General features: G+C 59.5%; 16 protein-coding genes and 1 pseudogene. 16 read left to right on the forward strand and 1 reads right to left on the reverse strand.

The genetic code is table 11. The annotated features are described in order from the left end of the window. Nucleotides 1–110 precede the first annotated feature (110 nt). The 11 genes from GE107_RS06505 to GE107_RS06555 all read left to right on the forward strand — a co-directional run bounded on the left by GE107_RS06505 (nucleotide 111) and on the right by GE107_RS06555 (nucleotide 15723). Complete coding sequence (locus GE107_RS06505; RefSeq protein ID WP_255570266.1) at nucleotides 111–1493, forward strand: ABC transporter substrate-binding protein; 1383 nt, start codon at nucleotides 111–113, stop codon at nucleotides 1491–1493. Nucleotides 1494–1559: 66 nt separating this feature from the next. Next, nucleotides 1560–3308 carry a sensor histidine kinase gene (locus GE107_RS06510; RefSeq protein WP_219638856.1) on the forward strand — a complete coding sequence of 583 codons (1749 nt, stop codon included), beginning with the start codon at nucleotides 1560–1562 and terminating at the stop codon, nucleotides 3306–3308. After that, nucleotides 3283–4839, forward strand: coding sequence for a response regulator transcription factor (locus GE107_RS06515; protein ID WP_219638857.1), 1557 nt, complete (start codon nucleotides 3283–3285; stop codon nucleotides 4837–4839). Before GE107_RS06510 ends, GE107_RS06515 begins: the two co-directional genes overlap by 26 nt. 38 nt (nucleotides 4840–4877) lie before the next feature. Beyond that, complete coding sequence (locus tag GE107_RS06520) at nucleotides 4878–5447, forward strand: hypothetical protein (RefSeq protein WP_219638858.1); 570 nt, start codon at nucleotides 4878–4880, stop codon at nucleotides 5445–5447. Next, complete coding sequence (locus tag GE107_RS06525; RefSeq protein ID WP_219638859.1) at nucleotides 5387–5950, forward strand: peptidylprolyl isomerase; 564 nt, start codon at nucleotides 5387–5389, stop codon at nucleotides 5948–5950. Before GE107_RS06520 ends, GE107_RS06525 begins: the two co-directional genes overlap by 61 nt. Nucleotides 5951–5982: 32 nt before the next feature. Then, nucleotides 5983–8058 carry a CBM96 family carbohydrate-binding protein gene (locus GE107_RS06530; protein WP_219638860.1) on the forward strand — a complete coding sequence of 692 codons (2076 nt, stop codon included), beginning with the start codon at nucleotides 5983–5985 and terminating at the stop codon, nucleotides 8056–8058. Between the two features lie 44 nt (nucleotides 8059–8102). Next, entirely contained in the window at nucleotides 8103–9575 is a 1473-nt protein-coding gene (locus tag GE107_RS06535) for a glycoside hydrolase family 88 protein (protein WP_219638861.1), read from the forward strand. Then, the gene (locus tag GE107_RS06540; protein WP_219638862.1) at nucleotides 9572–10786 is read left to right on the forward strand and encodes a hypothetical protein; all 1215 of its coding nucleotides are present in this window, start codon (nucleotides 9572–9574) and stop codon (nucleotides 10784–10786) included. Before GE107_RS06535 ends, GE107_RS06540 begins: the two co-directional genes overlap by 4 nt. A 150-nt stretch (nucleotides 10787–10936) precedes the next feature. Beyond that, a complete protein-coding gene (locus GE107_RS06545; RefSeq protein ID WP_219638863.1) occupies nucleotides 10937–13093 on the forward strand; it encodes an alkaline phosphatase PhoX in 2157 nt (718 codons plus the stop codon). Nucleotides 13094–13178: 85 nt separating this feature from the next. Then, nucleotides 13179–14540, forward strand: coding sequence for a multicopper oxidase family protein (locus GE107_RS06550; protein WP_219638864.1), 1362 nt, complete (start codon nucleotides 13179–13181; stop codon nucleotides 14538–14540). A 94-nt stretch (nucleotides 14541–14634) separates the two neighbouring features. After that, nucleotides 14635–15723, forward strand: coding sequence for a DUF3048 domain-containing protein (locus GE107_RS06555; protein WP_219638865.1), 1089 nt, complete (start codon nucleotides 14635–14637; stop codon nucleotides 15721–15723). 76 nt (nucleotides 15724–15799) lie between these two features. On the opposite strand, the pseudogene GE107_RS06565 reads toward GE107_RS06555, so the two are convergent. Then, nucleotides 15800–16849: pseudogene (locus GE107_RS06565) on the reverse strand (phytase). Between the two features lie 247 nt (nucleotides 16850–17096). Between GE107_RS06565 and GE107_RS06575 the strand changes: the two are divergent. From GE107_RS06575 to GE107_RS06595, 5 genes are read left to right on the forward strand one after another with little or no spacing between them, the layout of a single operon-like run. Then, complete coding sequence (locus GE107_RS06575; RefSeq protein WP_219638868.1) at nucleotides 17097–17954, forward strand: 3-hydroxybutyryl-CoA dehydrogenase; 858 nt, start codon at nucleotides 17097–17099, stop codon at nucleotides 17952–17954. A 44-nt stretch (nucleotides 17955–17998) separates the two neighbouring features. Next, a complete protein-coding gene (gene mmgD, locus GE107_RS06580; protein WP_219638869.1) occupies nucleotides 17999–19147 on the forward strand; it encodes a citrate synthase in 1149 nt (382 codons plus the stop codon). Further along, nucleotides 19144–20595, forward strand: coding sequence for a bifunctional 2-methylcitrate dehydratase/aconitate hydratase (locus tag GE107_RS06585; protein WP_219638870.1), 1452 nt, complete (start codon nucleotides 19144–19146; stop codon nucleotides 20593–20595). Before mmgD ends, GE107_RS06585 begins: the two co-directional genes overlap by 4 nt. Nucleotides 20596–20619: 24 nt before the next feature. Further along, nucleotides 20620–21528, forward strand: coding sequence for a methylisocitrate lyase (prpB, locus tag GE107_RS06590; RefSeq protein WP_219638871.1), 909 nt, complete (start codon nucleotides 20620–20622; stop codon nucleotides 21526–21528). A gap of 50 nt (nucleotides 21529–21578) precedes the next feature. After that, on the forward strand, nucleotides 21579–22847 hold the full coding sequence (locus tag GE107_RS06595) for an acetyl-CoA C-acyltransferase (protein ID WP_219638872.1): 1269 nt from the start codon (nucleotides 21579–21581) through the stop codon (nucleotides 22845–22847). The last annotated feature ends 691 nt before the right edge of the window (nucleotides 22848–23538 follow it).

The following is a 23538-nucleotide window of genomic DNA, read 5'->3' on the forward strand; positions in this document are numbered from 1 at the left end:
GGTCATCAAATGGCACCGATACGGCAAAATTTTACACCGCTGAATAAACCGCTTTCATCATACAATGAGGTTGCGGTTGCTCATGTCTCACCAGATGGAGGGGAGATCGCATGATGAAGAAGACCCGGTCCGTTCTGATCGCCGCGATGCTCGTCGTTTCCTTGCTGGCTGCCTGCTCGGGCGGGAACAATGCGGATCAGCGGGCAAGCGAACCCGCAAAGGCAGGGGAGCCGTCCGCCAGTCCGACTCCGCCGGCCAAAACGGCGGATCCGGTGACGCTCAAATTTTACCACCCGTACAATGACGCGGACGCGAGCGGGATGGAACAGGTCATCGCCGGCTTCGAACGGCAGAACCCGGATATCCGGGTGGAGATGGTCCCGCTGGTGCCGGGCAATTCGGTCGAGTCGCTCGTGAAACTGGACGTGGCGCTCGCTTCCGGCGAACAGGCGGATATCGTGTTCATGCCGAGCGTAGAAGAGACGATGGCCCGCGCGGCCCTCGGCGTACTCGCGCCGCTCGACGATTTGTACGCGGCGGCCGGCATCCGTCCGGAGGAAGAGTACTACCTCAACCCGAAGTACGACGGCAAATATTACGGCGTGATGAACACGACCACGAACTGGATGGTTCTCTTAAATGAAGACGCTCTCAAAGAAGCAGGGTTGACGGCGCCTACCTTCGGCTGGACATGGGACGACTTTCGAGATTACGCGAAAAAAATGACCAAAGGAGAAGGACCGAACAAACGGTACGGAACCTACTTCCACAACTGGGGCGAATACGCCAACATGATCGTGTTTACGGACCGCAAAAACCCCTTTCTGACGGAAGAGCTGAAGCCGCAATTCGACGATCCGAGCTATAAGCCGTTTTTCGAAATGAGGCGCGCGATGGAAAGCGAGGACCATAGCGCGAAACCGTACGCGGACGTCATCGGAGCGAAGCTGAATTACCGGACGGAGTTTTTTACCGGCAAAGCCGCCATGCTCATCACGGCCAACTTCGCTCTCACCTCGGTCGGGGATCAGAAGAACTATCCGCACGCGTTCAAAACGGTGGTCGCGCCGCTCCCCCGTTCTTCCCCGAACGTGGAACCGGGACTCACGCACATCGGCGGCACGTACTTGGCCATTCCGGCGGAATCGAAGCATCGGGAACAGGCGTTCAAATTCATCCGTTACGCGACGACGGACAACAAGGACCGGATCTGGCTTTCCGGCTGGAAGAAAGCCGATTCGAACGCTCTCGTGGACAGGATTTACGGCCAAGACGCCGCCCTGCTCGATCTCGCGTCGCTCAAATCGACGCTCTACGACGAGAGAGTCCGGACTTCCGTGTCTCCGGATATCGCGGTTCCTTACGCCAATCAGTTGAAGAAGGTTTTGGAGGACGGGTTCAGCAAGTTCATCTTGGATAACATCACGGTGGAGGAAGCCCAGAAGCGGATGATGGAGGAAGCGGACAAAATCATCAAACAGAATGCGAAGTAAGGAGCATACGATAGAAGGTAATCGCGTGCCGATCATCCTGCGCGATCTCGGAAGAGAGGGTCCGCTATGCGCACGATCCGCCGGTTCGCCTTCTATCGCCGGCTTCAGGTTTCTTTTCTGGCTTTGATCCTGCTGCCGCTCGCGGCCGTGTCCAGCATCAGCTACTACAATACGCAGCAGAGCGTCCGGGAGAACATGCGGAACCATAACGAACGATCCGTCTCGCTGCTGGCGGGCGACCTGCTCCGCATGATCGACGACGTGACCTATGCGTCGAGCTTTTTCGTCCAGGATCCGGCCGCACTCGCGCACCTCCGAGCTTTTCATGCGATGTCCAAGATCGACAGCTTCGAGGATTACTTGCATTACAGGGAGATCCGGGATTTTTTCGACCTCGTTTCCCTGCGGATGCTCAACAGCCGCCTCCGGATGTTCGTGGCCAATCCGGCGGGCTTCATCGTCCAATCGTCGGGCGGGGATATTCCGCTGGAGCGGATACAAGGCATCCATGCGCGGCTGGAGCCGCTGGTGGATCCGAATAAGAGCAAGGTCATGCAATGGCTGGGCACGCTTCCGGCGGATAACGACGGTCCGGCCGGGGACTATTACGTGGCGCGCGTCATTCGCGACCCGGGCGATTTCACCTGGCTGGCCACCGTCTATACGATCATCCCGGACCGGTTTTTCGAACAACTGCTCGATCCGGCGGTAAACGCGAACGTCGCGCTGTATGACGGCGAGTGCCGGTTGATCGCCGGCCAAGCCGGAGTTCCTTGCCGGGCGGCCGCCGCGAATTCCGAACGGATCCGCTCGGAAGCGGAGATTCCCAAGAACGGCTGGAAGCTCGTGCACGAGACGCCGGAATCGGAAGTCACCGGGGCGATCAAACGCAATTTCTATTATTCGGCGGTCGTCGTCGTCGTTTGCGTGGCGCTGTTTTTCCTCATCTCGGTCTGGATCGCCCGCCGCCTGTACGAGCCGATCCGGCAATTGAAGCTGGGGATCCGGCGATTCGGAGAAGGGGAGCTGTCCGTCCGGTTCCGCATCCGAAGCGGCGACGAAATGGAAGAGCTCGGCCAAACGCTGAATACGATGGTCGACCAAATCAATCGTCTGATCGCGGACATCAAGCAAGAACAAGAAGAAAAGCGGGAACTCGAGCTCAAGGCTCTTTCCTCGCAAATCCATCCCCACTTTCTCCTCAATACGCTGAACTCCATCAAATACAGCTTGATCGCGGACCATGACGAATACCATAGCCGCAAAATCGCGTCGATCATGACTTTGCTTCGGGCCGGCATGAAATTCGGAGAGCCGTCTACTCTCAGGGAAGAATGCGTTCTCCTGAACCATTACGTGGACATTATGCGGATGCGCAACGAAATGGATATGGAATGGGTCGTGGAGCTTGCTCCGGGCACAGAAGACGTCATGCTGCCCAAGCTTCTGCTGCAGCCCCTGGTGGAGAACGCGATCATCCATGGATTCCCGGGGGTGGCAAGAAAGCCGCGTATCCGGATCCGTTCCGAATGGGAGGACGGTCTCGTCCGGATCGAGATCGAGGACAACGGGGCCGGTTGCGGCAGGGAGAAGAGGGAATGGCTGAACCGGCTGTTCGCGGAAGGGCAGAAGGCGGATTTCGAAGGTTATGGACGGGTGGGTATGGTCAATGCGTTCATGCGGCTGCGCAAAACGTACGGAGTCGGCGCGGAGATGTTCCTGCGGGAGAATGCCGCGGGCGGGCTTGCCGTGATCGTTCGCTTTCCCGCCCGGAAAGGGGGTGAATCCGATGTGGAAGGTTCTGCTGGCGGATGACGACGTGCCCATGATCAAGTATTGGAGCAAACGTCTTCCGTGGAAGAGCCTCGGTTTCGAGGTCATCGGACTTGCCCATTCCGGGAACCATGCGCTGCAGCTGTTCCGGAAGACGATGCCGGACGTGCTGATTACGGACATCGGCATGCCCCGGCCGGACGGGCTGGAGCTGGCCTCGCAAGTTCGGGCGCTTAAGCCGGAGGTCCGGATCGTTTTCCTCACGTGTCACGAAGAATTCGGGTATGCCCGCAAAGCCCTGCAGCTGAACGCGGTCGATTATTTGATCAAGGACGAGCTGACGGAAGCGATCTTGTTGGAATCGCTCCACAAAGTGTCCTCTTCCCTCGCGGAAGAGCTTTCGAGAAAAGGAGAAACGTTGTATTTGCAGGATATCGTCCGGGACCGCGAAATCATGAAGCGGCGTTTCCTCCATCGGGTGCTGACGGCTCGGCACCCGGAGGAAATGGCGGCGCACGGAAGCCGAATCGGCATCCGCTGGGAAAGCTCCCGCTTCTTGATCTCTCTGGGTTTCATCCGGCTGGAGGGATTTCCGGACCACTACCGCTACCGCGATTTGCCGCTGTTGCTGTACAGCGTGTGCAACATCTCGGAAGAGCTTCGCACGGACCTTCTGCCCGTGGACACGTTCCAGCACCAGGAGGTTTACGTCGTATGCATCGTGAATTACAGCGCCGATCTGAGACACAATCCGTATGAACGGTTTCGATATTTTTTGACGGAACTGCAAACCAAGACGAAGCGGTTTTTGAACCTGGACGTCAGCTTCGGCCGGATCGCCGGATTCGAAGGCATCGGAGAGTTGGCAACGAACCTCGGCAGCTTGAAGGAGGAGATCGGATCCGCGTTCTACGGGATGCCGGAGGGGGCCGGGGAGGCGAGGTTTTTCGCGTCGGACAAGATCGCCGCTCTCGGCGAAGATTGGGCAAAAGTCCGAATGGCCTTCCTGCACCGGAACCGCGGCGCAACCGACGGCGCTTGGGACCAACTCCGCGCCGCAGCCGCCCGAATGAAGCCCGATCCCGCCGTCCTGCTCGGAAAGTTCTCGCAATGGGTTCGCGTTCTGGAGCTCGATGCGGATCAGCCGGGCGATCAGGATTTCCACGATTGTCTGGCGTTAAGCCAAACGTTGGGGGACGCCATGGCCTTGGTCAAGCGAAAAACATGCGAGCTGGCCGACCTGATGGCGGGGAATAGGCACGATAAACCGTCGAAAATCGTGCAGATCGACCGCTATTTGGCGGAACGTCTGTCCGAGAACATTTCGCTCACCGCATTGGCGGATCACCTTCATTTGAATCCGAGTTACCTGTCCCGTTACTTCAAGCAGGAAACCGGCATGAATTTCACGGATTACGTTCATAAATTCAAAATGCAAGCCGCCTGCCGCCTGCTGAAGCAGGACCAGCACAATGTCGAAACGATCGCGGCGAAGCTGGGGTATTCGGAGCGGACCTATTTTTCGAAGCTATTCAAAAAATATATCGGCGTCAATCCCAAAGACTACCGCTAGAAGAACCGCGCAACACGAAACGAAGGGATGTGGCCGGGATGTTCAAGAAAGCTTGCTTTGCGCTGGGAATGATCCTGCTCGTCGGATCGGCCGTCTGGATGGCGCTGCGGCCGGCCGGGACAGACGGAAATCCGGGGGAACGGGTGATCGCCTACGTGAATCAAGAACCGATCGAGGTGCGCGAATTCGCATTGTTTTTGGATCGGGCAAAAGCAAACGTATTCTCGTACTTTCATCGGAAGTACGGCGCCGAAGATTCGCCTTCGTTCTGGACCTCCAATTTCGCGGGGGAAGTGCCGTTGGAGCTGGCGAAACGGGCGGCGATGGAGGAATTGGCGGCCGTAAAAGTCCAACAATTGATGGCCCGTGAATACGGCGTTTTGGAAGACATCGGCTACGGGGCATTTTTGGAGAATCTGTCCCGGGAAAACGAACGGAGGAAGCAAGCGGCGCGGAATGGCCAGGCGATCTACGGTCCCCTCCAGTACGACGAAAGCGGCTATTACCGCTACGTATACTCCAATGCCGTAATCGAGCTTAAGAAAGTTTGGAGCGAGCGGGAGGTTTTTTTACGGAGGATGAACGGAGGCGGCGCTATGAAGAACTGAAGGAGCACTTCTACCGCAATCCGGACGAAATCACCTTTTTGACGGTTACGGCGCTCTTCGCCGAGGACGGAGGCGCCGCCCGGGAGAACCGGGAAACGGCCAAAGCCGCGATCGAACGAATCCGGCAGCGGATCGCCGCAGGAGAGCCTTATGAAGAAGTCGCCGCGCTTCTCGCGAAGGAAGAACCCGGGAAATGGCTCGTTCGCGAGCGGACGTTTCTGGAGAATGAAAACCGGGGGGAAGCGTATATGGGTCCGTCTTTGCTTCGCGAAGCGGTCAAGCTGCCGGTCGGCCAGATCAGCGAAATCGTGGAAGAGGAACAGGGGTACTCCCTGCTGAAAACGATCGAACGGATAGATCGGGGATATATCCCGTATGTCGAAGCGCGGGACGACGTGGAGCGGAGAATGATCGATGCGGCATACGAAACGGAAGTGCGCCGGCGGATGGGGGTGATGCGTTTGGAAATCCTGAGGGATGTGTATGATCAAGCGGAAATGTGAGCGATTGCAATTTATGAAGGAAGGGATAGGATATGCGAATTCGCTCCGCAATTCGAAGAATCGGGCTCTTGATGTCGATGTTCGCTCTTCTGTTCTCGACCGCGATTATGGTACCCGCGTGGATCGACGACGCCCATGCCGACGGGACCTCCTATTACGTCGATTCCGTCAGCGGCAACGATAGCTACGACGGGTTAAGCAGCGCCACCCCCTGGAAATCCCTGAACAAGGTCAATGCCGCCACTTTCCAGCCCGGCGACCGGATCTTGTTCAAATCGGGCTCCGTTTGGAACGGGCAATTGCGCCCCAAAGGCTCCGGAGCCGTCATTGGCGGCATCGCGTCCCCGATCGTCATCGACCGCTACGGAACGGGGAACAAGCCGATCATCAACGGCAACGGGCTCATCGGAGGAACGATCCACCTCTATAATCAGCAATATTGGGAGATCAACAATCTGGAAGTGACAAACCGCGATCCCGGTCTCGTGCCCGGAAACCGGCAGGGCGTCTACATTCAGGGGCAAGACGCGGGGACGCTTAACCATATTCGGATCCGAGGACTGTACGTCCATGACGTGACGGGACAGAATACGAACGACATGAAAATCACCGGCGGCATATTCGTGGTCGTAACGGGTACGGCGGTGAGGACGAACTGGAACGACGTGCTCATCGAGGGCAATACCGTGGAGAGGGTCGACCGATCCGGCATTTGCACCTACAGCTCCTGGGGAATCAACGGTTCGGCGAGCTTCGCGCCATTCACCAATGTTGCCATCCGCAACAACGCTCTGCACGATATCGGAGGCGACGGCATCGTGCTTCGGTCCTCCGACTATGGAGTCGTGGAATACAATGTGGTGTCCAAAGCGCATGCCAGGGACACCCATTATGACGTTGCGATTTGGGCGATCAATTCGAACCATCCGGTCATCCAGTTTAACGAAGCTTACGATACGCAGACGACGATGGACGGGCAGGGCTTCGATTGCGACTACAACAACAGGGGATGCACCATACAGTATAACTACAGCCACGACAACAGGGGCGGTTTCGTCCTGATCATGGGCACCACGTTCAACGATGATGTCGTGGTTCGGTACAACATCAGCCAAGGGGACCGGGAGAGGCTGTTCGAGATGAACCAAGGCTACGTTCCCCGCAACGCGCAAATTTACAACAACACGATTTACGTCCCTTCCACGTTGTCCGTGAAGTTCAACGAGCAGTCCTCCGGAAGCAACGGCAACGTCTACCTTTTCCGAAACAACATCATCCACAGCGCGGGATCTTTGACGTATGGGCCGGGGGATATGAGCTTCGATTCCAATCTGTTTTCCGGAAACCATAGTCCGACGGAGCCGGCCGATCCCCGCAAAATCACCTCCGACCCCCAATTCGTATGCGGAGGGTGCGGAGGCACGGGCAGGGACTCGGTGGGCGGCTACCGGTTGTATCAAGATTCGCCGGCACTCGGATCCGGCGTTCCCATCGCCGGCAACGGCGGGAGGGATTACTGGGGGAATTCCGTGTCCGCAACCGGCGCGCCGAACCGCGGGGCCTATAACGGCCCGGGAGTCGAGCGGAGCGATCCGAGCCTCCCGCCCCGTACGTGGACCGCATCGGATGACGCGACGGTCCGGGACGGAAGTTACGCGGACACGAATCAATCGGGAGCAACCACGCCGAGCGTGGAGACGAAAGCGGATGCCGTTTCGTACGCGCGCGAGGGGTATTACAAGTTCGATTTCGGCGGTTTTACGGGTACGGTGAACGAGGCAACGGTCATCCTGACCCCGCTCTCCGCCGGAACGTCCGGGATTCAAAATCAAGTCGCCTTCGTCAGCGACAATACGTGGACGGAAGGCGGAATCACTTGGAACACGAAACCGGCGTCCGGAGCGGTATTGGGGACGTATACCGTGACGCCGGGCGTCCCGATCCGCATCGACGTCACCTCCCAAGTAAGGGCGGCGATGTCCGGAGACAAGAAGATTTCCATCCGCGTCTTCTGCACGTCTCCCGCCGGCAGCCGGCCTTTGGTCTCCTACGGCTCAAGCGAACATTCGGATGCGCAGGTGCTCCCCGTGTTGCAAATCGATCCTTAGAAGCAGGCCGTCCGCGGCCGTAACGGAGAGGAGAAGATGATCGCATGAGCGGAAGGAGAATGCCGAGCCCAAGCGGCGACTATTGGGAGCCTTCGGTCGAGGGCGCGGAGGTGCCGCCGCCGGAGGGCAAACGGGTACCGTTCGGTTGGAGCGCTTATGCCGTTCCGGCTGCCGGAACGGGTAACTCCGCGCAATGGATATGGAATCGGGCAGCCGAAATCAGGGGCGAATCCGTGCGGCTCCGCATGACGGTAGCTCTGGACGCAAGAGAGGATAAAGTCGTAGAGTGTTACTTGCTAAGCAGTTGCCGGGTACTCGGCAGCCTGGACATCCGGTTCTCCTTCCCCATGCAGATTTACGAGCTGCCTTTGTCTTTATCCGACGCTGCAGCGGCCGTGAGAGAGGGAGTGGGCTTCCGCATGGTCAAGGGGGAGGAGCCTCTCTGGCTGTTCCGGGAAACCGGGGAGCCGGGAGAGGTTCTCCTGCGTCCGCATCTCTACGTGCCCGGCGCGGCGGCGGCCGATCTTGAGGAAGCGTTTCTCGGGCGCTTCGCCTCCTTGGCGTCTCTTCAGCCGTTCGGATGGATGGAAGGATGCGTTTTGGACGGATTATCCGCCTTGGAGGAAGCGACCGGCGAAGAGCGCTTCAAGGCGGCAAAACGCAAGCATCTGGCCCTGTTTCTCCCAGACGGTAACCGGCTCACGTACGAGGATCCCCGGACAAGGCCGTCCGACGGCACCTATTACGGCATCGAGGCAACGCTGCCCGTGGCGGCCATTGCCGAGGAGTTCCCCTCGAGCGCGGCGTTGGAAGAAGCGACGGCTTTCTTTGATCGGCTCACCGACACGGATGGCGTGATCATGGACGGGGATACGCTGTCCGCCGAGGGCTGCTATACGGTCGCCTACCCGCTGGCCGTGCTCGCGGCGTGCCGGCATGATCCCGCTCTCGCGGCGAGCGCCGTTCGGCAATTGGAGGCGAGAAGGGAGCGGCTCTGGCTGGGGGACGATCTCCACCTCCGCTGGAGTACGGACGGCGTCAGGACGTTCCGGAATTGGGCGCGCGCGTACGTGTGGTACTTGCTGGGCCTCGTCAAAACGGTATCCGTGCTCAGCCGCTCGAATATGCTGACTGCCGAAGCGCTAGAGCCCTGGAAGGACGAATTCGTCCGAAGCGCGCGGATCGCCATGCGGTATGTTTCGGACGACGGCCTATGGTACAGCTTCCTCGACGATCCTGCCTCCGGACCGGAAACGTCGGGCAGCGCCGGCATCGCTGCCGCCTTGGCGATCGGCTGCCGGGAACGGCTGCTGGAGGCGGACGCGCGCGGCATCGCTTTCCTCGCTTACCGTACGCTGATGCGCTATGTCACGCCGGACGGCCTGCTTACCGGATGCGCCCAGAGCAACAAGAACGGGGAACCGCTGCAACGGGAAGGCTACCGCGTCATTTTCCAGATGGGGATGGGGTTGCTCGGCCAGCTGGCAGCGGAGCGGATCCGGGGGAAGCGGACATGATCCGGGAATCCGGAGAGCCGATCCGGCCGATCCCGATTCCGGATCGCTGGTGCATCCACAGCTACTACACGGTGGATCCGTACGCACCGGACGGAAGCGGCAGGCTGCTGCTGGCGTCCGGACGGGAAGAGGAAGGCATCGCGGAAGTGCTGATCGTAAGTCCGGACGGCCGGGTCCTGGATCGGTTCGGCCGGACCGGGCTGCATGCCGGTTTTTACCATACGGGGTTGTGGCAAACGTGGAGTCCGGACGGCGGGTGCGTCTATTATCAGAGCGGAACGCTTCGGAGGCCCCTTATCGTCAGGCGGAGGCTAAGCACCGGCGAGGAAAGCATAATGGAAGGGGATATGGAGGGGGCCCCGCCGTTCGGGGAACCGATCCTGTCCGGCTTGATGGGCATGCTGTACGCGGCGGGTTACGGGAACGGCCTCTATTGTCCGGAGGCGGCGCCCGTCCCGTTCCGGCGGCGCGAGGCTCACGGGTTGTTCCGATTCGAATTCGGATCGGAGTCCGGTCCGCCGGCGCTGAGCGTCGCCGATCTTCTCGCGCGCCATCCCGAGCGGGAGCGTCTGGTGCAAAGCGAACGGGAATTGAAACGCCGGCTGGGGGAAGAGGAAGGATTGACCCTGATGGCCTATTGCGTCCGCTGGAATCGGAGCGGGAGCCGGATGTTGTTCTATTTCGGCAACCATTGCGTCGATCCGGGCCGGGGAGAGCCGAGGCTGGCCTATGTCTGGACCGCCGACCGGGAGCTGCGGGAGCTTCATCTGGCCTTGGATTTGAGCTATGGAAAGCCGGGGCTTCACTGGTCGTGGCATCCGGACGGCGAGCATCTGATCGGCTACGGCCCCGATCCGGAACAGCCGGAGCGCCTGTGCCTGGCCCAAGTCCGTTATGACGGCAGCGGATACCGCAAGATCAGCAAGCACGGGAGCGGCGGGCACCCGAGCATTTGCCCTGCCAACCACGACCTGCTCGTGACCGATACGTACGGAAATCCGGGAGTCGTGCAGTTCATCGACGTCCGGAGCGACAGCGAGATCCGGAGCTTCGTCTTGCCCCGCGTTTACGGCGGTACGCCGCCGGCAGGCCGGAACCGGTTCCTCGTCGACCATCACCCCGCCTTCTCGGCGGACGGCCGGAAGGTTCTGGTCAATACGCTGCCGGGACCGCTTGCCGTGGTGAACGAAATCGACGTTGCCGCGATCTGACTCGCGACGCCGGAGCAGGAGAACCTGCTTCGGCGTTTCCTTTTCCCGGGAGTTTACTCAAACCTTCATTTCTTCTGACATTGAGGTAACGATGAACCTCTATTCTTGTAAGTGTCTATCGATCCCGAGAATAGAGAGGAAGATTCACAGATGAAATGGAAGACATGGCCCAAGAAGGCCTTGCTGCCCGCGCTTGGACTGGCCGTTCTGACCGCCGGCATTCCGGCGGCCGTATACGCCAAGAATGCGAATGCCCATCCGCAGACTCCATCCGGCGCCGCCGTCAAATCCGTCGAATTCGTCGGCATGCCGGCGCCTGCGACGGCCAGCGACATGGCCCGGCTGTATACGACCGCGTCGGTGAAAGTGACTTATGCCGACGGTTCGTCGAAATCCTTCCCTCTTGCTTATAAGAAGCTGTTCAAATCCACCGACAAGATCGGCGGAACGATCGCCGGCGTCGCGGTGGACGCCAAAGGCAATCCGATCATGGACACGACGAATCCGAGCCAACCGGTTCCTTACGTTTCGGAAGATCCGGACTCCAACAGCCTGTTCTCCGTACCGGGCATGAAGCCGACCTCCAAGGGCGGCAACGCGTTGTCGCTCGTCACGCACTACGAATACATCAACCGCGCTTACGGCGTCGTTCCCGCCAGCATGAGCCTGACGACGATCGACCAGAACAAGGCGACGGGCGAGCTCACGCCGGTTACGCTCAAGAAAATCGATTTCTCCGGCGTCGACGGCTTGTGGATTCCTTGCAACGGCTCTCTGACGCCGTGGAACACCCACCTCGGAAGCGAAGAGTACGACGCGGACGCCCGCGCGTATGAAGCGGATCCGACGAAAACGTACGTCGGTTCGTTCGTGAAAAACTATTATAACGACTCCACCAAGAAGGGCAATCCTTACGCTTACAACTATCTGGTAGAAGTCGCGGTGAAAGCCGACAATTCGACCGCCGTAACGAAACACTACAGCATGGGACGTTTCTCCCATGAGCTCGGCAAGGTCGCTCCGGACAGCCGCACCGTCCTGTTCGGCGACGACGGCGGCAATACGATGCTCTTCCTGTACGTAGCCGACAAGGCGAAGGACCTGTCCGCCGGCACGCTGTACGCGGCCAAGTGGATCCAGAAGAGCGCCGAAAACGGCGGTTCCGCAGACCTGCAATGGATCAAGCTGGGTCACGCTTCCGACAAGGAAGTGAAAGCCTATATCGACCAGGGCATCCAATTCAGCGATATCTTCGAAGCTTCCGATAAAGCGGCGGACGGCTTTACGGCTATCAAAACCTATCCTTCCGGCAAAGTGGAGTACCTGAAAGTGAAGCCGGGCATGGAGAAGGCGGCCGCGTTCCTGGAATCCCGCCGTTACGGCGCCATCCTCGGAGCGACTTCCGAATTCAACAAGATGGAAGGCGTTACCGTCAACGCGAAAGACAATAAAGCCTACATCGCGATGTCCTATGTCGAGAAAGCGATGGAGAAGGATACCAAAGGCGCCGACCCGGCCGACGACATTCAAGTCAACAAAATCTCCTCCGGCGTGACCTATGAGCTGACCTTAACCGGCAAGCAAAAAGACAGCAAAGGCGCCGCGATCGACAGCGCATACGTGCCTTCGTTCATGCAAGGCCTCGTCGTCGGGGAAGATCTGGCCGCTTCGGACGCGCTGGGCAACAAAGCCAATCCGGACAAGGTGGCGAACCCGGACAACCTCAGCTTCTCGGAAGACCTTCGCACCCTGTTCATCGGCGAAGACAGCGGCATGCACGTGAACAACTTCGTGTGGGCCTACAACGTGGATACGAAGAAGCTTTCCCGCATCCTGTCTACTCCGGCCGGAGCGGAAGCGACCGGACTCGCGGCGGTCGACAACCTGAACGGCTTCAGCTACGTCATGTCCAACATCCAGCATCCGGGCGATGAAATGATCGTCGCGGACAGCTTGAAGGCCGACGTTGAGAAATATATCAATCAGAACTTCGACAACAAGGCTTCCGGCGTGGTCGGTTATATCTCGGGATTGCCGTCGAAACAGCAAATGCTGGCCGCCAAAGCGGATGACGCCAAACTCGCTGCGCTTCGCGCAACAGCTGAAGCAGCCGGCGCCTCGATTGTCCTGACGAAAGGCAGCAAAGATATCGTAGTCGTCAAAGGCTCGCATAAGCTGGTCGTCCGCGTCGGCGTCAAAACGGCGACCGTGGACGGCGAAACCGTGTCGCTCCCTGCGGCGCCCGTGAGCAAACAAGGCCGGGTTTGGGTTCCGTCCGGCGTCCTGAACGATTTCCTCCAACTGTAGTTCATATCGGGAAGTCTGATTGGCCCCGAAGCCGCCGGGATCCCCACCCGGCGGCTTCCCCATTCCATGCGGAAGGTGAAACGCGATGAAGAAAAAAATGACGATATGGACGTTTATGCTGCTCATGGCAGCCTCGCTGTATATTCTGGGCGGTTTACGGCCGGACGTATCGGCCCACGAGGGTTCGCACGAAGCGGAGGAAGGCGAAGCGGGAGAAGGCGGAGGAATCGCCGCATACCTGGACGGCCGACTGCTTCCGACGCCGGGATCGCTGAGCAGCGATCTCGCGGAGCTCCGCATCTCCCCGCAGGACGTGGCCGATGCCCTGGATCTCCCGTATCGTTGGGACATGGGCACGCGTACCGTCTATATCGACGAGAAGCCGCTGCCGGCCGAAGCCGACCCGGTGAAAATCGGGGCGAACGTCATGGCGGTGGCAGAGCCGCTGGCCAAGTCTCTTGGTCTGAATTACCGTTACGACGATGCCGGCCACATGGTCATGCTCGGCACGCCGAAAGCGGAGAAGCTGTTCCAGGAGCAGGAAGCGAAAGTGCGCGACGTTTTCGAGGGCAGAGGATTGACCCCGACGGTGGATGCCGACGGTACGAAGACGTTCACGCTGACCGCCGAAATGTCGGATTGGGCTCCGGTCAAAGGCGTGCTGACGACCGCATGGACCTACAACGGCCAAGTGGCCGGCCCGACGATCCGCGTGACGGAAGGAGACAAGGTCCGCATCAAGTTCGTGAACAAGCTGCCGGAGCCTTCCACCATCCATTGGCACGGCTTTCATCTTCCGAACGCGATGGACGGAGTGCCGGGCATTACCCAGCAAGCGGTGGAGCCCGGCAAGGAATTCGTCTACGAATTCACGGCCAGCCATCCGGGAACCTTCATGTACCATTCCCATTACGACGACATGAAGCAGATCGTGGGAGGATTGTACGGCGCCTTCATTATCGACCCGGCGGCAAAGCCGGTTCCCGTGCCGGCAACGGGCGAGTTGAGCGACGGGATGGCGTTCGACCGCGACTACACGATGGTACTCTCTCGCATGAACGTGAATGCGGGGTTGGACGACGAACCGGACTATTTCACGATCAACGGCAGAAGCTATCCCGACACGCCTCCGATCGAGCTCAAGAAGGGTCAGACGGCGCGGGTCAGGCTGATCAACATCGATCCGGTGGAGGTTCACACGATGCATCTGCACGGCATGGATTTCCAGGTCATCGCCCGTAACGGCCATGCCGTGAAGACGCCGGAGACGATGAACACCGTCCTGCTCGGACCGGGGGAGACCGTCGATCTCGCGTTCCGCGCCGATGCGCCGGGGGACTGGATGTTCCACTGCCATATCCTCGACCATACGATGAACGGCGGGGAGCATGCCCGCATGGGAGCCGAAATGGGGGGGCTGATCACTCTGGTGAAGGTCGCCTCTTAATAAAGTCCTTCTGCAAGATGCAACGCTGGCACCAAGACATTCGTCTATCCTTGTGGTTTAATGGATAAAAAACAGGAAAAGACGGAGGAATGGCATGCCAGCTCAAACCAGGTTATCCCGGTCCCTCAGGCTTCCGCTCGCGCTACTGGCATCCGGCCTGCTTGCCGCGACGGCAGCGTGCTCCGGAGGGGCGAAGCCCCCCGTCGCGACCGAAGCCACGGCGACTCCCGTCCCGACGGTCTCCGCTTCCGCGTCGCCGAGCGCAACCCCGGACGTCCCGGTCCCGGGTTTCACGGCACCGCTCACCGGACTGCCGGTCGACCATGAAGTGACGAACCGTCCGTTCGCCGTCATGATCAACAACCTGGCGCCGGCTCGGCCCCAATCCGGATTGACGCAGGCCGACACGGTGTGGGAGCTGCTCGCGGAAGGCGGCATCACGCGGCTCGTGGGCATTTTCCAAAGCAAGGAGTTCGCCGATCCGATCGGACCGGTGCGCAGCATTCGTCCTTATTTCATAGAGGTCGGGGAGTTCTACAGCGGCGTTCTCGTCCATGCGGGAGCGAGCAACGACGCGTTCGCCATCCTCCAGGGCGAGCATAAGGAGGACCTGGACGAGATCACGAACGCGGGCGCCTTCTTCTGGCGGGACAAGTCGCGCAAAGCGCCGCATAATCTGTATACGAACCTGGAGAAGCTGCGCGCGGGCGCGGCTCACCGTAAATACGCGGATACCGCGACCGTGCCGGCGCTGTCCTTCAACAGCTTCCCCGACTTGACGGGCGCGGCGCCGGCGTCCGAAGTAAGCATCCGGTTCGAGCTCAAAAATTACAAGGTATCGTATACGTACGACAGCGCGAAAGGCGTGTACGCCCGGTTCATCAACGGCAAGCCGCACGTGGACAAGAATAACGACGAACAGTTGACCGCGGCGAATCTGGTCGTGCTGGCCGCCTCCACCAAAGCTTACGACGACTACGGAAGGCTGGAAGTCGATCTGAAGAGCGGCGGGGAAGCGGTGCTGTTCCAGCAGGGCAAGGCGATCGCCTGCCAGTGGCAGAGGGACGGCAATATGATCCGGATCGTCAAAGACGGCAAGGAGCTTCCCTTCCTGCCCGGCGTCACGTATTACCACGTCGTGCCGAAATCGCAGTCGCTGTCTTCGCATGTCACGTATCAATAAGCGTACGTTTGATTTTCACTAAGAAAAGCGGGAATTCGCATTTATCGCGAACTCCCGCTTTTTAATTTCCGGATCCTTACTTTACATCGCGTTTCACGAGCTTGCGCGGATCCATGTCCGTGTCCATCGCCAACGCCGGTTCCATCGAAGTTGCAATCTTGTCCCAAGCGACCATTTTGAAGTTCTGGGTCCTCTACTTGCCGTTATCCGTATTTTCGCCGTCCTGCGCGACGAAATCCCTTTCGGATATGGGGAGCCAAGGTTGAAGGCGAGTACGTCGATCCCGTCGGTGTCGTAGGTTCCGTCAATGTCGCCGTCTTCGATCGTAAAGTTCGCGATGTGTTCGTTTTTGCCCACGCGGTCATAAATGGCATAGCTGTTGCTGCCCTGGCTCGATGCAATCAAATACCCTGTGCCGTCCTTGCCGTAGTAGATCGTCAGGCCTTCCACATCGTCCCTCAGACGGCGGCCGTCGGCGATATCCACCTGCGCAAGCGGCTCCTTGCCGCCGTCCGGCTCGGCGTTGTATTTCCAGATGCCGAAATCTTCTTCCGCAATGTACAGCATGCCGTACTCGTCGTCAGCTGCCATACCTTCGGATTGTGTCGCCAGACGAAATTCGCGAACCCATTTGCCCTTGATTTTGCCGTTGCCATTGTCAGACAATTCGTATTGCTCGAATTCGCCGTCTCTTCCGAGCACAAGCGCATAAAATTGATCGGTTCTCAAGCTGTGATACAAGCTGAAGCCGTAAACTTCCCCCATGTCCGATTTGATCGGCTCGGCTGCCACTTCATTCAGTTCGCCCGTTTCCCCGGAGAAGCTGAATACGTCAATGGTATTACTCGTCCGGTTCGTTGCCGCTACGATATCGACTTTTTTCCCGCCAAGCGGAAAATCGCAGACGGTATTCGTTCTCGCCGATGGTCACAACGCCGGAAATCCCGTTTTTCAGCGTAAACAAGGCAGCGCGGTCTTCTTCATCCCATGTGATCGCAGCTCCAAGTTTCTCCAGTTGTGCACGAAGCGGTACATACTCCGCTGCAGCGGCTTCGCTTACCAAGCCCATTGGCAAAAGCAACGCAGCAATCAAAGCAGTTGCCATAACCCTATTGCGTTTTTTCATTTTCCTCTCTCCTATGATCAAAAATTAGTAGATGGACTGTTCAATTATAGAAAAGGAATATTTTCCCTAATGTCACCTTAATGAAATCGCAAATTCAAGTCATAGGAAAGCAAAGGCGGTCGACACCAGTCGGCCGCCTTTGGTCGCGGCAAGTTTCGGTATTAATGAAAAACCGCGAAGCATACGTTGAGATTATCATCGGTGTGGCGTTATGGGGAATCACGGGCGCGGAAAGGAGCGTGAACCAGTGGTCATCCGTCACGTTCTGGTCGTCGGAGTCGGCCAGATGGGCGCCGGGATCGCCCAAGTCGCGGCAGAGGCGGGGTTGAAAGTCGTTCTCCATGATCTGAAACCGGAATTCGCGGAAAAAGGCTTAATCTCCATCGGCGGCCATCTTGCCCGCGACGTGGAGAAGGGACGGAAAAACGCGGAAGAAGCGGACGCGGTGCGAAACCGGATTTCCGCTTCGACGGACTTGGCGGACGCCGCCGGACATGCCGACCTTGTCATCGAAGCGGTCGTCGAAAGCCTGGAGGTCAAGGCGAATCTGTTCCGTCGGCTCGATCGCCTCTGCCCCCCGTCCGCCATCCTGGCCACGAATACTTCGTCCCTGCCGATCACGGAAATCGCGGCTGCGACGATGCGTCCGGACAAAGTCATCGGCATGCATTTCATGAATCCGGTGCCGGTGATGAAGTTGATCGAGGTGATCCGGGCACTCGCCACCTCCGACGAAACGTTCCGGGCCGCGGAGGATTTGGCGGTCCGAATGGGCAAGGTTCCCGTCTCGGTCCGGGATTTCCCCGGGTTCGTCTCGAACCGGATTTTGCTTCCGATGATTAACGAGGCCGTCTATTGCGTGTATGAAGGGATCGCCGCGCCGGAAGCGGTCGATGACGTCATGAAGTTGGGTATGAACCATCCGATGGGCCCGCTCGCCTTGGCGGATTTCATCGGCTTGGACACGTGTCTCTCCATTATGGAAACCTTGCACAACGGATTGGGTGATTCGAAATACAGGCCGTGTCCGCTGCTTCGCCAATACGTTAAAGCCGGATGGCTGGGGAAGAAGAGCGGCCGCGGATTTTACGTCTATGACCGTTAACTCCGTGAAAGCGGGAAAATGATAGGCAAAGGAGCGCGAGGACGATGAACGCGCCTTATCAGCCCGGCCTGGAGAACGTGATCGCCAGCGAGACCGCCATTTCCTATCTCGATGTGGAGAAGGAACAAATCGTCGTTCGAGGGTATGACCTGATCGAACTGGCGAAACGGAAAACCTATCTGGACGTGACAGGGTTATTGCTGGACGCTCAGCTGCCAACGACAGGACAGCGTTCCGCGCTGGAAGATCGATTGAAATCCGAATACGGATTGCCCCGGGACATCCTCTGCATCCTGCAAGCGCTCCCTCCGCATTCGAATATGATGGATGTGCTAAGGACGGGGATTTCCGCTCTCGCCTGCTTCGATGCGGAGCTGGAGGACCGGTCCGCCGAGGCCAACGATCGCAAAGCGATCCGTCTGCTCGCCAAAGTGCCGCAGATCGTCGCCTGCGGGTACCGGGCCCTCACGAAACAGCCCTTCGTGCAGCCGCGGACGGATCTCTCCTACACCGGTAATTTCTTGTACATGATCACCGGCCGGGAGCCTTCGAAGATGGAGGAAACCATTTTCGACCGGTCTCTTGTCGTTTACAGCGAGCATGAAATGCCGAACTCCACCTTCTCCGCGCGGGTCATCGCCTCCACGTTGTCCGACATATACGGGGCGCTAACCGGAGCCGCGGCATCGCTGAAGGGCACGCTGCACGGCGGAGCCAACGAAGCGGTGATGAAAATGCTGCTGGAGGCGGGCACGGAAGCGGACATCGAGTCCCTCATATCCGGCAAGCTGGCTCGGAAAGAAAGAATCATGGGGTTCGGGCACCGCGTTTACATGAAAAAGCCGGATCCCCGCGCCGTTCTCATGAAAAAGGCGCTTGCCGTTCTGGCGGTGGAGAAGGATCGGACAGAACTGTTCCGCATGTGCGCAGCCGGGGAAGAAGTCATGAAGCGGGAGAAGGGTCTGTTTCCGAATTTGGACTATTACGCCGCGCCGGTTTATTATTTGCTCGGCATTCCGATCGATTTGTTCACCCCCGTTTTTCTTGCTGCACGCACGGCCGGCATTTGCGCGCACGTCATGGAACAGCATGAGAGCAACCGGCTTTTCCGGCCGAGAGTTCTCTATAAGGGACCGCGCGATTTGCATCCGGAACCGGAAGAAACGTCCGGAGAGACGGGGCGAACCGGATGAGCGCAATAGAGGATACCGTTTACGGCCAGGCGGGAAAACCGGATCGGCTGCTGGCCGAAATCGCGGATTACGTGCTGGATTACGCGGTCGAAAGCGAAGAAGCTTACCGGATCGCCCACCATGTCCTGCTCGATTCGATCGGGACGGCGGTGCTCGCGCTTCGTTTTCCGGAATGCGCCAAGCTGTTGGGGCCGGTCGTTCCGGGCGCGGTTCTCCCCGGAGGGGCCCGGGTGCCGGGGACGAGATTCGAGCTGGATCCCGTTCAAGCGGCGTTCAACATCGGCTGCATGATACGCTGGCTCGACTACAACGACACCTGGCTTGCCGCGGAATGGGGACATCCGTCGGACAATCTCGGCAGCATTCTGGCCGTCGCGGATTACAAGAGCCGCCAAGCGGCAGCCGAAGGAGAAGCGCCGTTCACGGTGAAGGACGTGCTGACGGCCGCGGTCAAAGCGCATGAAATCCAGGGCGTGCTGGCGCTCGAGAACAGCTTCAACCGCGTCGGTCTCGATCACGTCCTTCTGGTTAAAATCGCGTCGACGGCCGTCGCGACGGCCATGCTGGGCGGCAGCCGGGAGCAGGTCGCAAGTGCGTTGTCCAACGCGTGGCTGGATGGCGGAAGCCTTAGGACGTATCGACACGCTCCGAATACTGGGGAGCGCAAGTCGTGGGCGGCCGGCGATGCGGCCAGCCGGGCGGTGCGCCATGCCCTCATGGCGCTCGCCGGAGAGATGGGGTACCGGACCGCGCTCTCGGCGAAAGGCTGGGGTTTTCAGGACGTGCTGTTCCAAGGAAAGGAGATCGTGCTGGCCCGCCCCCTCGGCACCTATGTGATGGAGAATGTGCTGTTCAAAATCTCGTTCCCGGCCGAATTCCACGGGCAGACGGCGGTCGAGTGCGCGTTCGCCTTGCACGAAACGGTGAAGCACCGGCTGGACGACATCGACCGGATCACGCTCACGACGCAACGGTCCGCCATCCGGATCATCGATAAAACCGGTCCGCTGCGCAATCCCGCGGATCGAGACCACTGCTTGCAGTACATGGTGGCCGTCGGTCTGCTGCACGGAACGTTGTCCGCGGAGCATTATGAAGAGGAGACGGCGGCTGACCCGAGAATCGACGAGCTTCGGAGCAAAATGGAGGTCGTCGAGGATGAGCGTTACAGCGTGGACTATCTTGACCCCGAGAAGCGGTCCATCGCCAATGCGGTGCAAATCCGTTTCAAGGATGGGACCGAGACGGACAAGGTCGCGTGCGAATATCCGATCGGCCATCGCAGGCGCCGCGCGGAAGGACTGCCGAAAGTATGGGAGAAGTACGAGTCGAATCTGCTCGCTCGTTTTCCCCGTGCACGGACGGCGGAGATCATGCGGATTTCGCGGGATTACGACCGCCTCGCGGAGATGCCGGTTCATCATTTCATGAAGCTGTTCGTCATTTGATTCGAATACGGAGGTCATGACGGCGTGGTATGGCTTATGGAAGAGGGACCCGATCAACCTACGTTGGCCGAAGCCTTCCGAACCCTCGTTACCGCGGGACCGGTCGTCCAAATTCCCGGCACGCACGACGGATTGGCCGCGAGATTGGCGAAGCGATGCGGGTTTCAAGCGATCTATCTGTCCGGAGCCGCTTACGCGGCAAGCCGGGGACTGCCGGATTTGGGGATGCTCTATTCCAATGAAGTGGCCGACCGTGCCCGCGAACTGGTGCGCGCCTCGGGTCTTCCGCTGCTCGTCGATATCGATACCGGCTTCGGCGGCGTGCTGAACGCGGCCCGAACGGCCAAGGAAATGGCGGAGGCCCGGGTGGCCGCGGTGCAAATCGAGGACCAGGAGCTGCCGAAAAAATGCGGGCATTTGAACGGCAAAAAGCTCGTATCCCCCGAAGAATTGGCGCAAAAAATCCGTACGATCAAGGAAATTTGCCCCACCCTGTTCGTTCTTGCTCGTACCGACGCGAGGAGCGTGGAAGGGATGGAGGCGGCGATCGACCGGGCGCGCTTCTATCTTGCCGCCGGGGCGGACGGCATTTTCCCGGAGGCGTTGGAGGGCGAAGAGGAATTCCGGCGTTTTCGCGCTTGTGTCGCGGGGCCTCTGCTCGCCAACATGACCGAATTCGGAAGAACGCCTTATTATACGGCGGATCAGTTCGAAGCCTGGGGCTACAACATGGTCCTCTACCCCGTCACTTCCCTCCGGGTTGCCGCCAAAGCCTATGAACGGGTATTCGCCGAAATCAAGAACACCGGGACGCAGCTCGGCTCCTTGCAGGAAATGCAAACCCGCCAAGAACTGTACGAGGCGATCCGGTATTCCGATTACGAAGCTTTGGACGGGAAAATCGCGAAAACGGAATGGCCTCCGGAGGGGTAATGTTCTTCGCGAGGGGTGGGGCGTGAATCGCGGGGAGAGGAGAGGCGGCGATGGGCAGGACGGTGATCGTCAGCGCGGCCCGAACACCGTTCGGCAAATTCGGCGGCGCTTTGAAAGAGCTTGAGGCCGCCGATCTGGGCGGCATCGCGATCAAGGAAGCCGTGGATCGCGCCGGCGTTCGGGGCGAACAGGTGGACGAGGTCATCATGGGCATGGTCGTGCAGGCCGGCTCGGGGCAAATCCCTTCCCGGCAAGCCGCGCGGAAAGCGGGACTTCCCTGGGAGGTCCGGACGGAAACGGTCAACAAAGTGTGCGCGTCCGGACTGCGGGCGGTTACGCTCGGCGACCAGATCATCCGCGCCGGGGACGCGGAGATCGTGGTTGCCGGCGGCATGGAAAGCATGAGCCGCATTCCGTACGCGGTCCCGAACCTGCGTTGGGGGACCCGGATGGGGGACGCCGCGGCTGTGGATTTGATGCTGCGCGACGGGCTGATCTGCGCTTTCGGCCAAGTCCCTATGGGGCTGTACGGGAGCAGGGCGGCGGAAGAGCACGGCATCTCGCGGGAGGCTCAGGATGAATGGGCGCTGCGCAGCCATAGGCGGGCGGTCGCCGCATGGGAGGAAGGCAAGTTCAAGGACGAAGTCGTACCCGTCGCGGCTGCCGGGCAACGGGGGCCGAAGACCATGGTGGAAGCCGACCAAGGACCGCGCCGGGGGCCGAAGACCATGGTGGAAGCCGACGAAGGTCCGCGACGGGTGCCGAAGACCATGGTGGAAGCCGACGAAGGTCCGCGCCGGGACACGAGCTTGGAGCTACTGGCAGCGCTTCCTCCCGCGTTCGAACCCGCAGGCACCGTCACGGCCGGGAATGCGCCGGGAGTAGGCGACGGAGCCGGAGCGATGGTGCTGATGACGGAAGAGAAGGCGGCCGAGCTCGGCAAGAAGCCGTTGGCCGCGATTGTCGGGTTTGCGGAGGTCGGACGGGAAGCACCCGATATTGCCGACACGCCGGGCCTGGCGATCAACAAGCTCCTTCGGAAGACGGGATATGCCGCCGCGGATATCGATTTGTTCGAGGTCAATGAAGCCTTCGCTTCGGTGGCGCTCGTCAGCGGTAAAATCGTCGAGTGGGACCCCGAGCGCGTCAATGTAAACGGTGGAGCGATTGCGTTCGGGCATCCGATTGGGGCGAGCGGCGCCCGGATCTTGATGACTCTGGTGTACGAACTTCGCCGCCGCGGCGGCGGGCTCGGGATCGCGGCCATCTGCAGCGGTGCGGCCCAAGGCGACGCGATTCTGGTTGAAGCATATGGATGACGCTCTGCGCCCCTTGTTAGCAAGGGGTGCTTATTTGCATCATGACCGATAACCGCGAAAATAACGACGCACAGACACTATCCAGCGGGTGCACGAGGGAAAGCGGCGAAATAGCGGCGCACAGGCACTATTCGGCGGGTACACGAGGGAAAGCGGCGAAATAGCGGCGCACAGCCACTAATCGGCGGGTACACGAGGGAAAGCGGCGAACTAACGGCGCACAGCCACTAATCGGCGGGTACACGAGGGAAACCAGCGAAATAGTGGCGCACAGCCACTATTCGGCGGGTACACGAGGGAAAGCGTCGAAATAGCGGCGCACAGACACTATTCGGCGGGTACGCGAGGGAAACCAGCGAAATAGTGGCGCACAGCCACTAATCGGCGGGTACACGAGGGAAAGCGGCGAAATAGCGGCGCACAGCCACTAATCGGCGGGTACACGAGGGAAAGCGGCGAACTAACGGCGCACAGCCACTAATCGGCGGGTACACGAGGGAAAGCGGCGAACTAGCGGCGCACAGGCACTATTCGGCGGGTACACGAGGGAAAGCGGCGAAATAGCGGCGCACAGCCACTAATCGGCGGGTACACGAGGAAAGCGGCGAAATAGCGGCGCACAGCCACTAATCGGCGGGTACACGAGGGAAAGCGGCGAAATAGCGGCGCACAGACACTATTCGGAAGGTAC

Source organism: Cohnella sp. CFH 77786 (assembly GCF_019400745.1).
In the GTDB taxonomy this organism is placed as follows: domain Bacteria; phylum Bacillota; class Bacilli; order Paenibacillales; family Paenibacillaceae; genus Cohnella.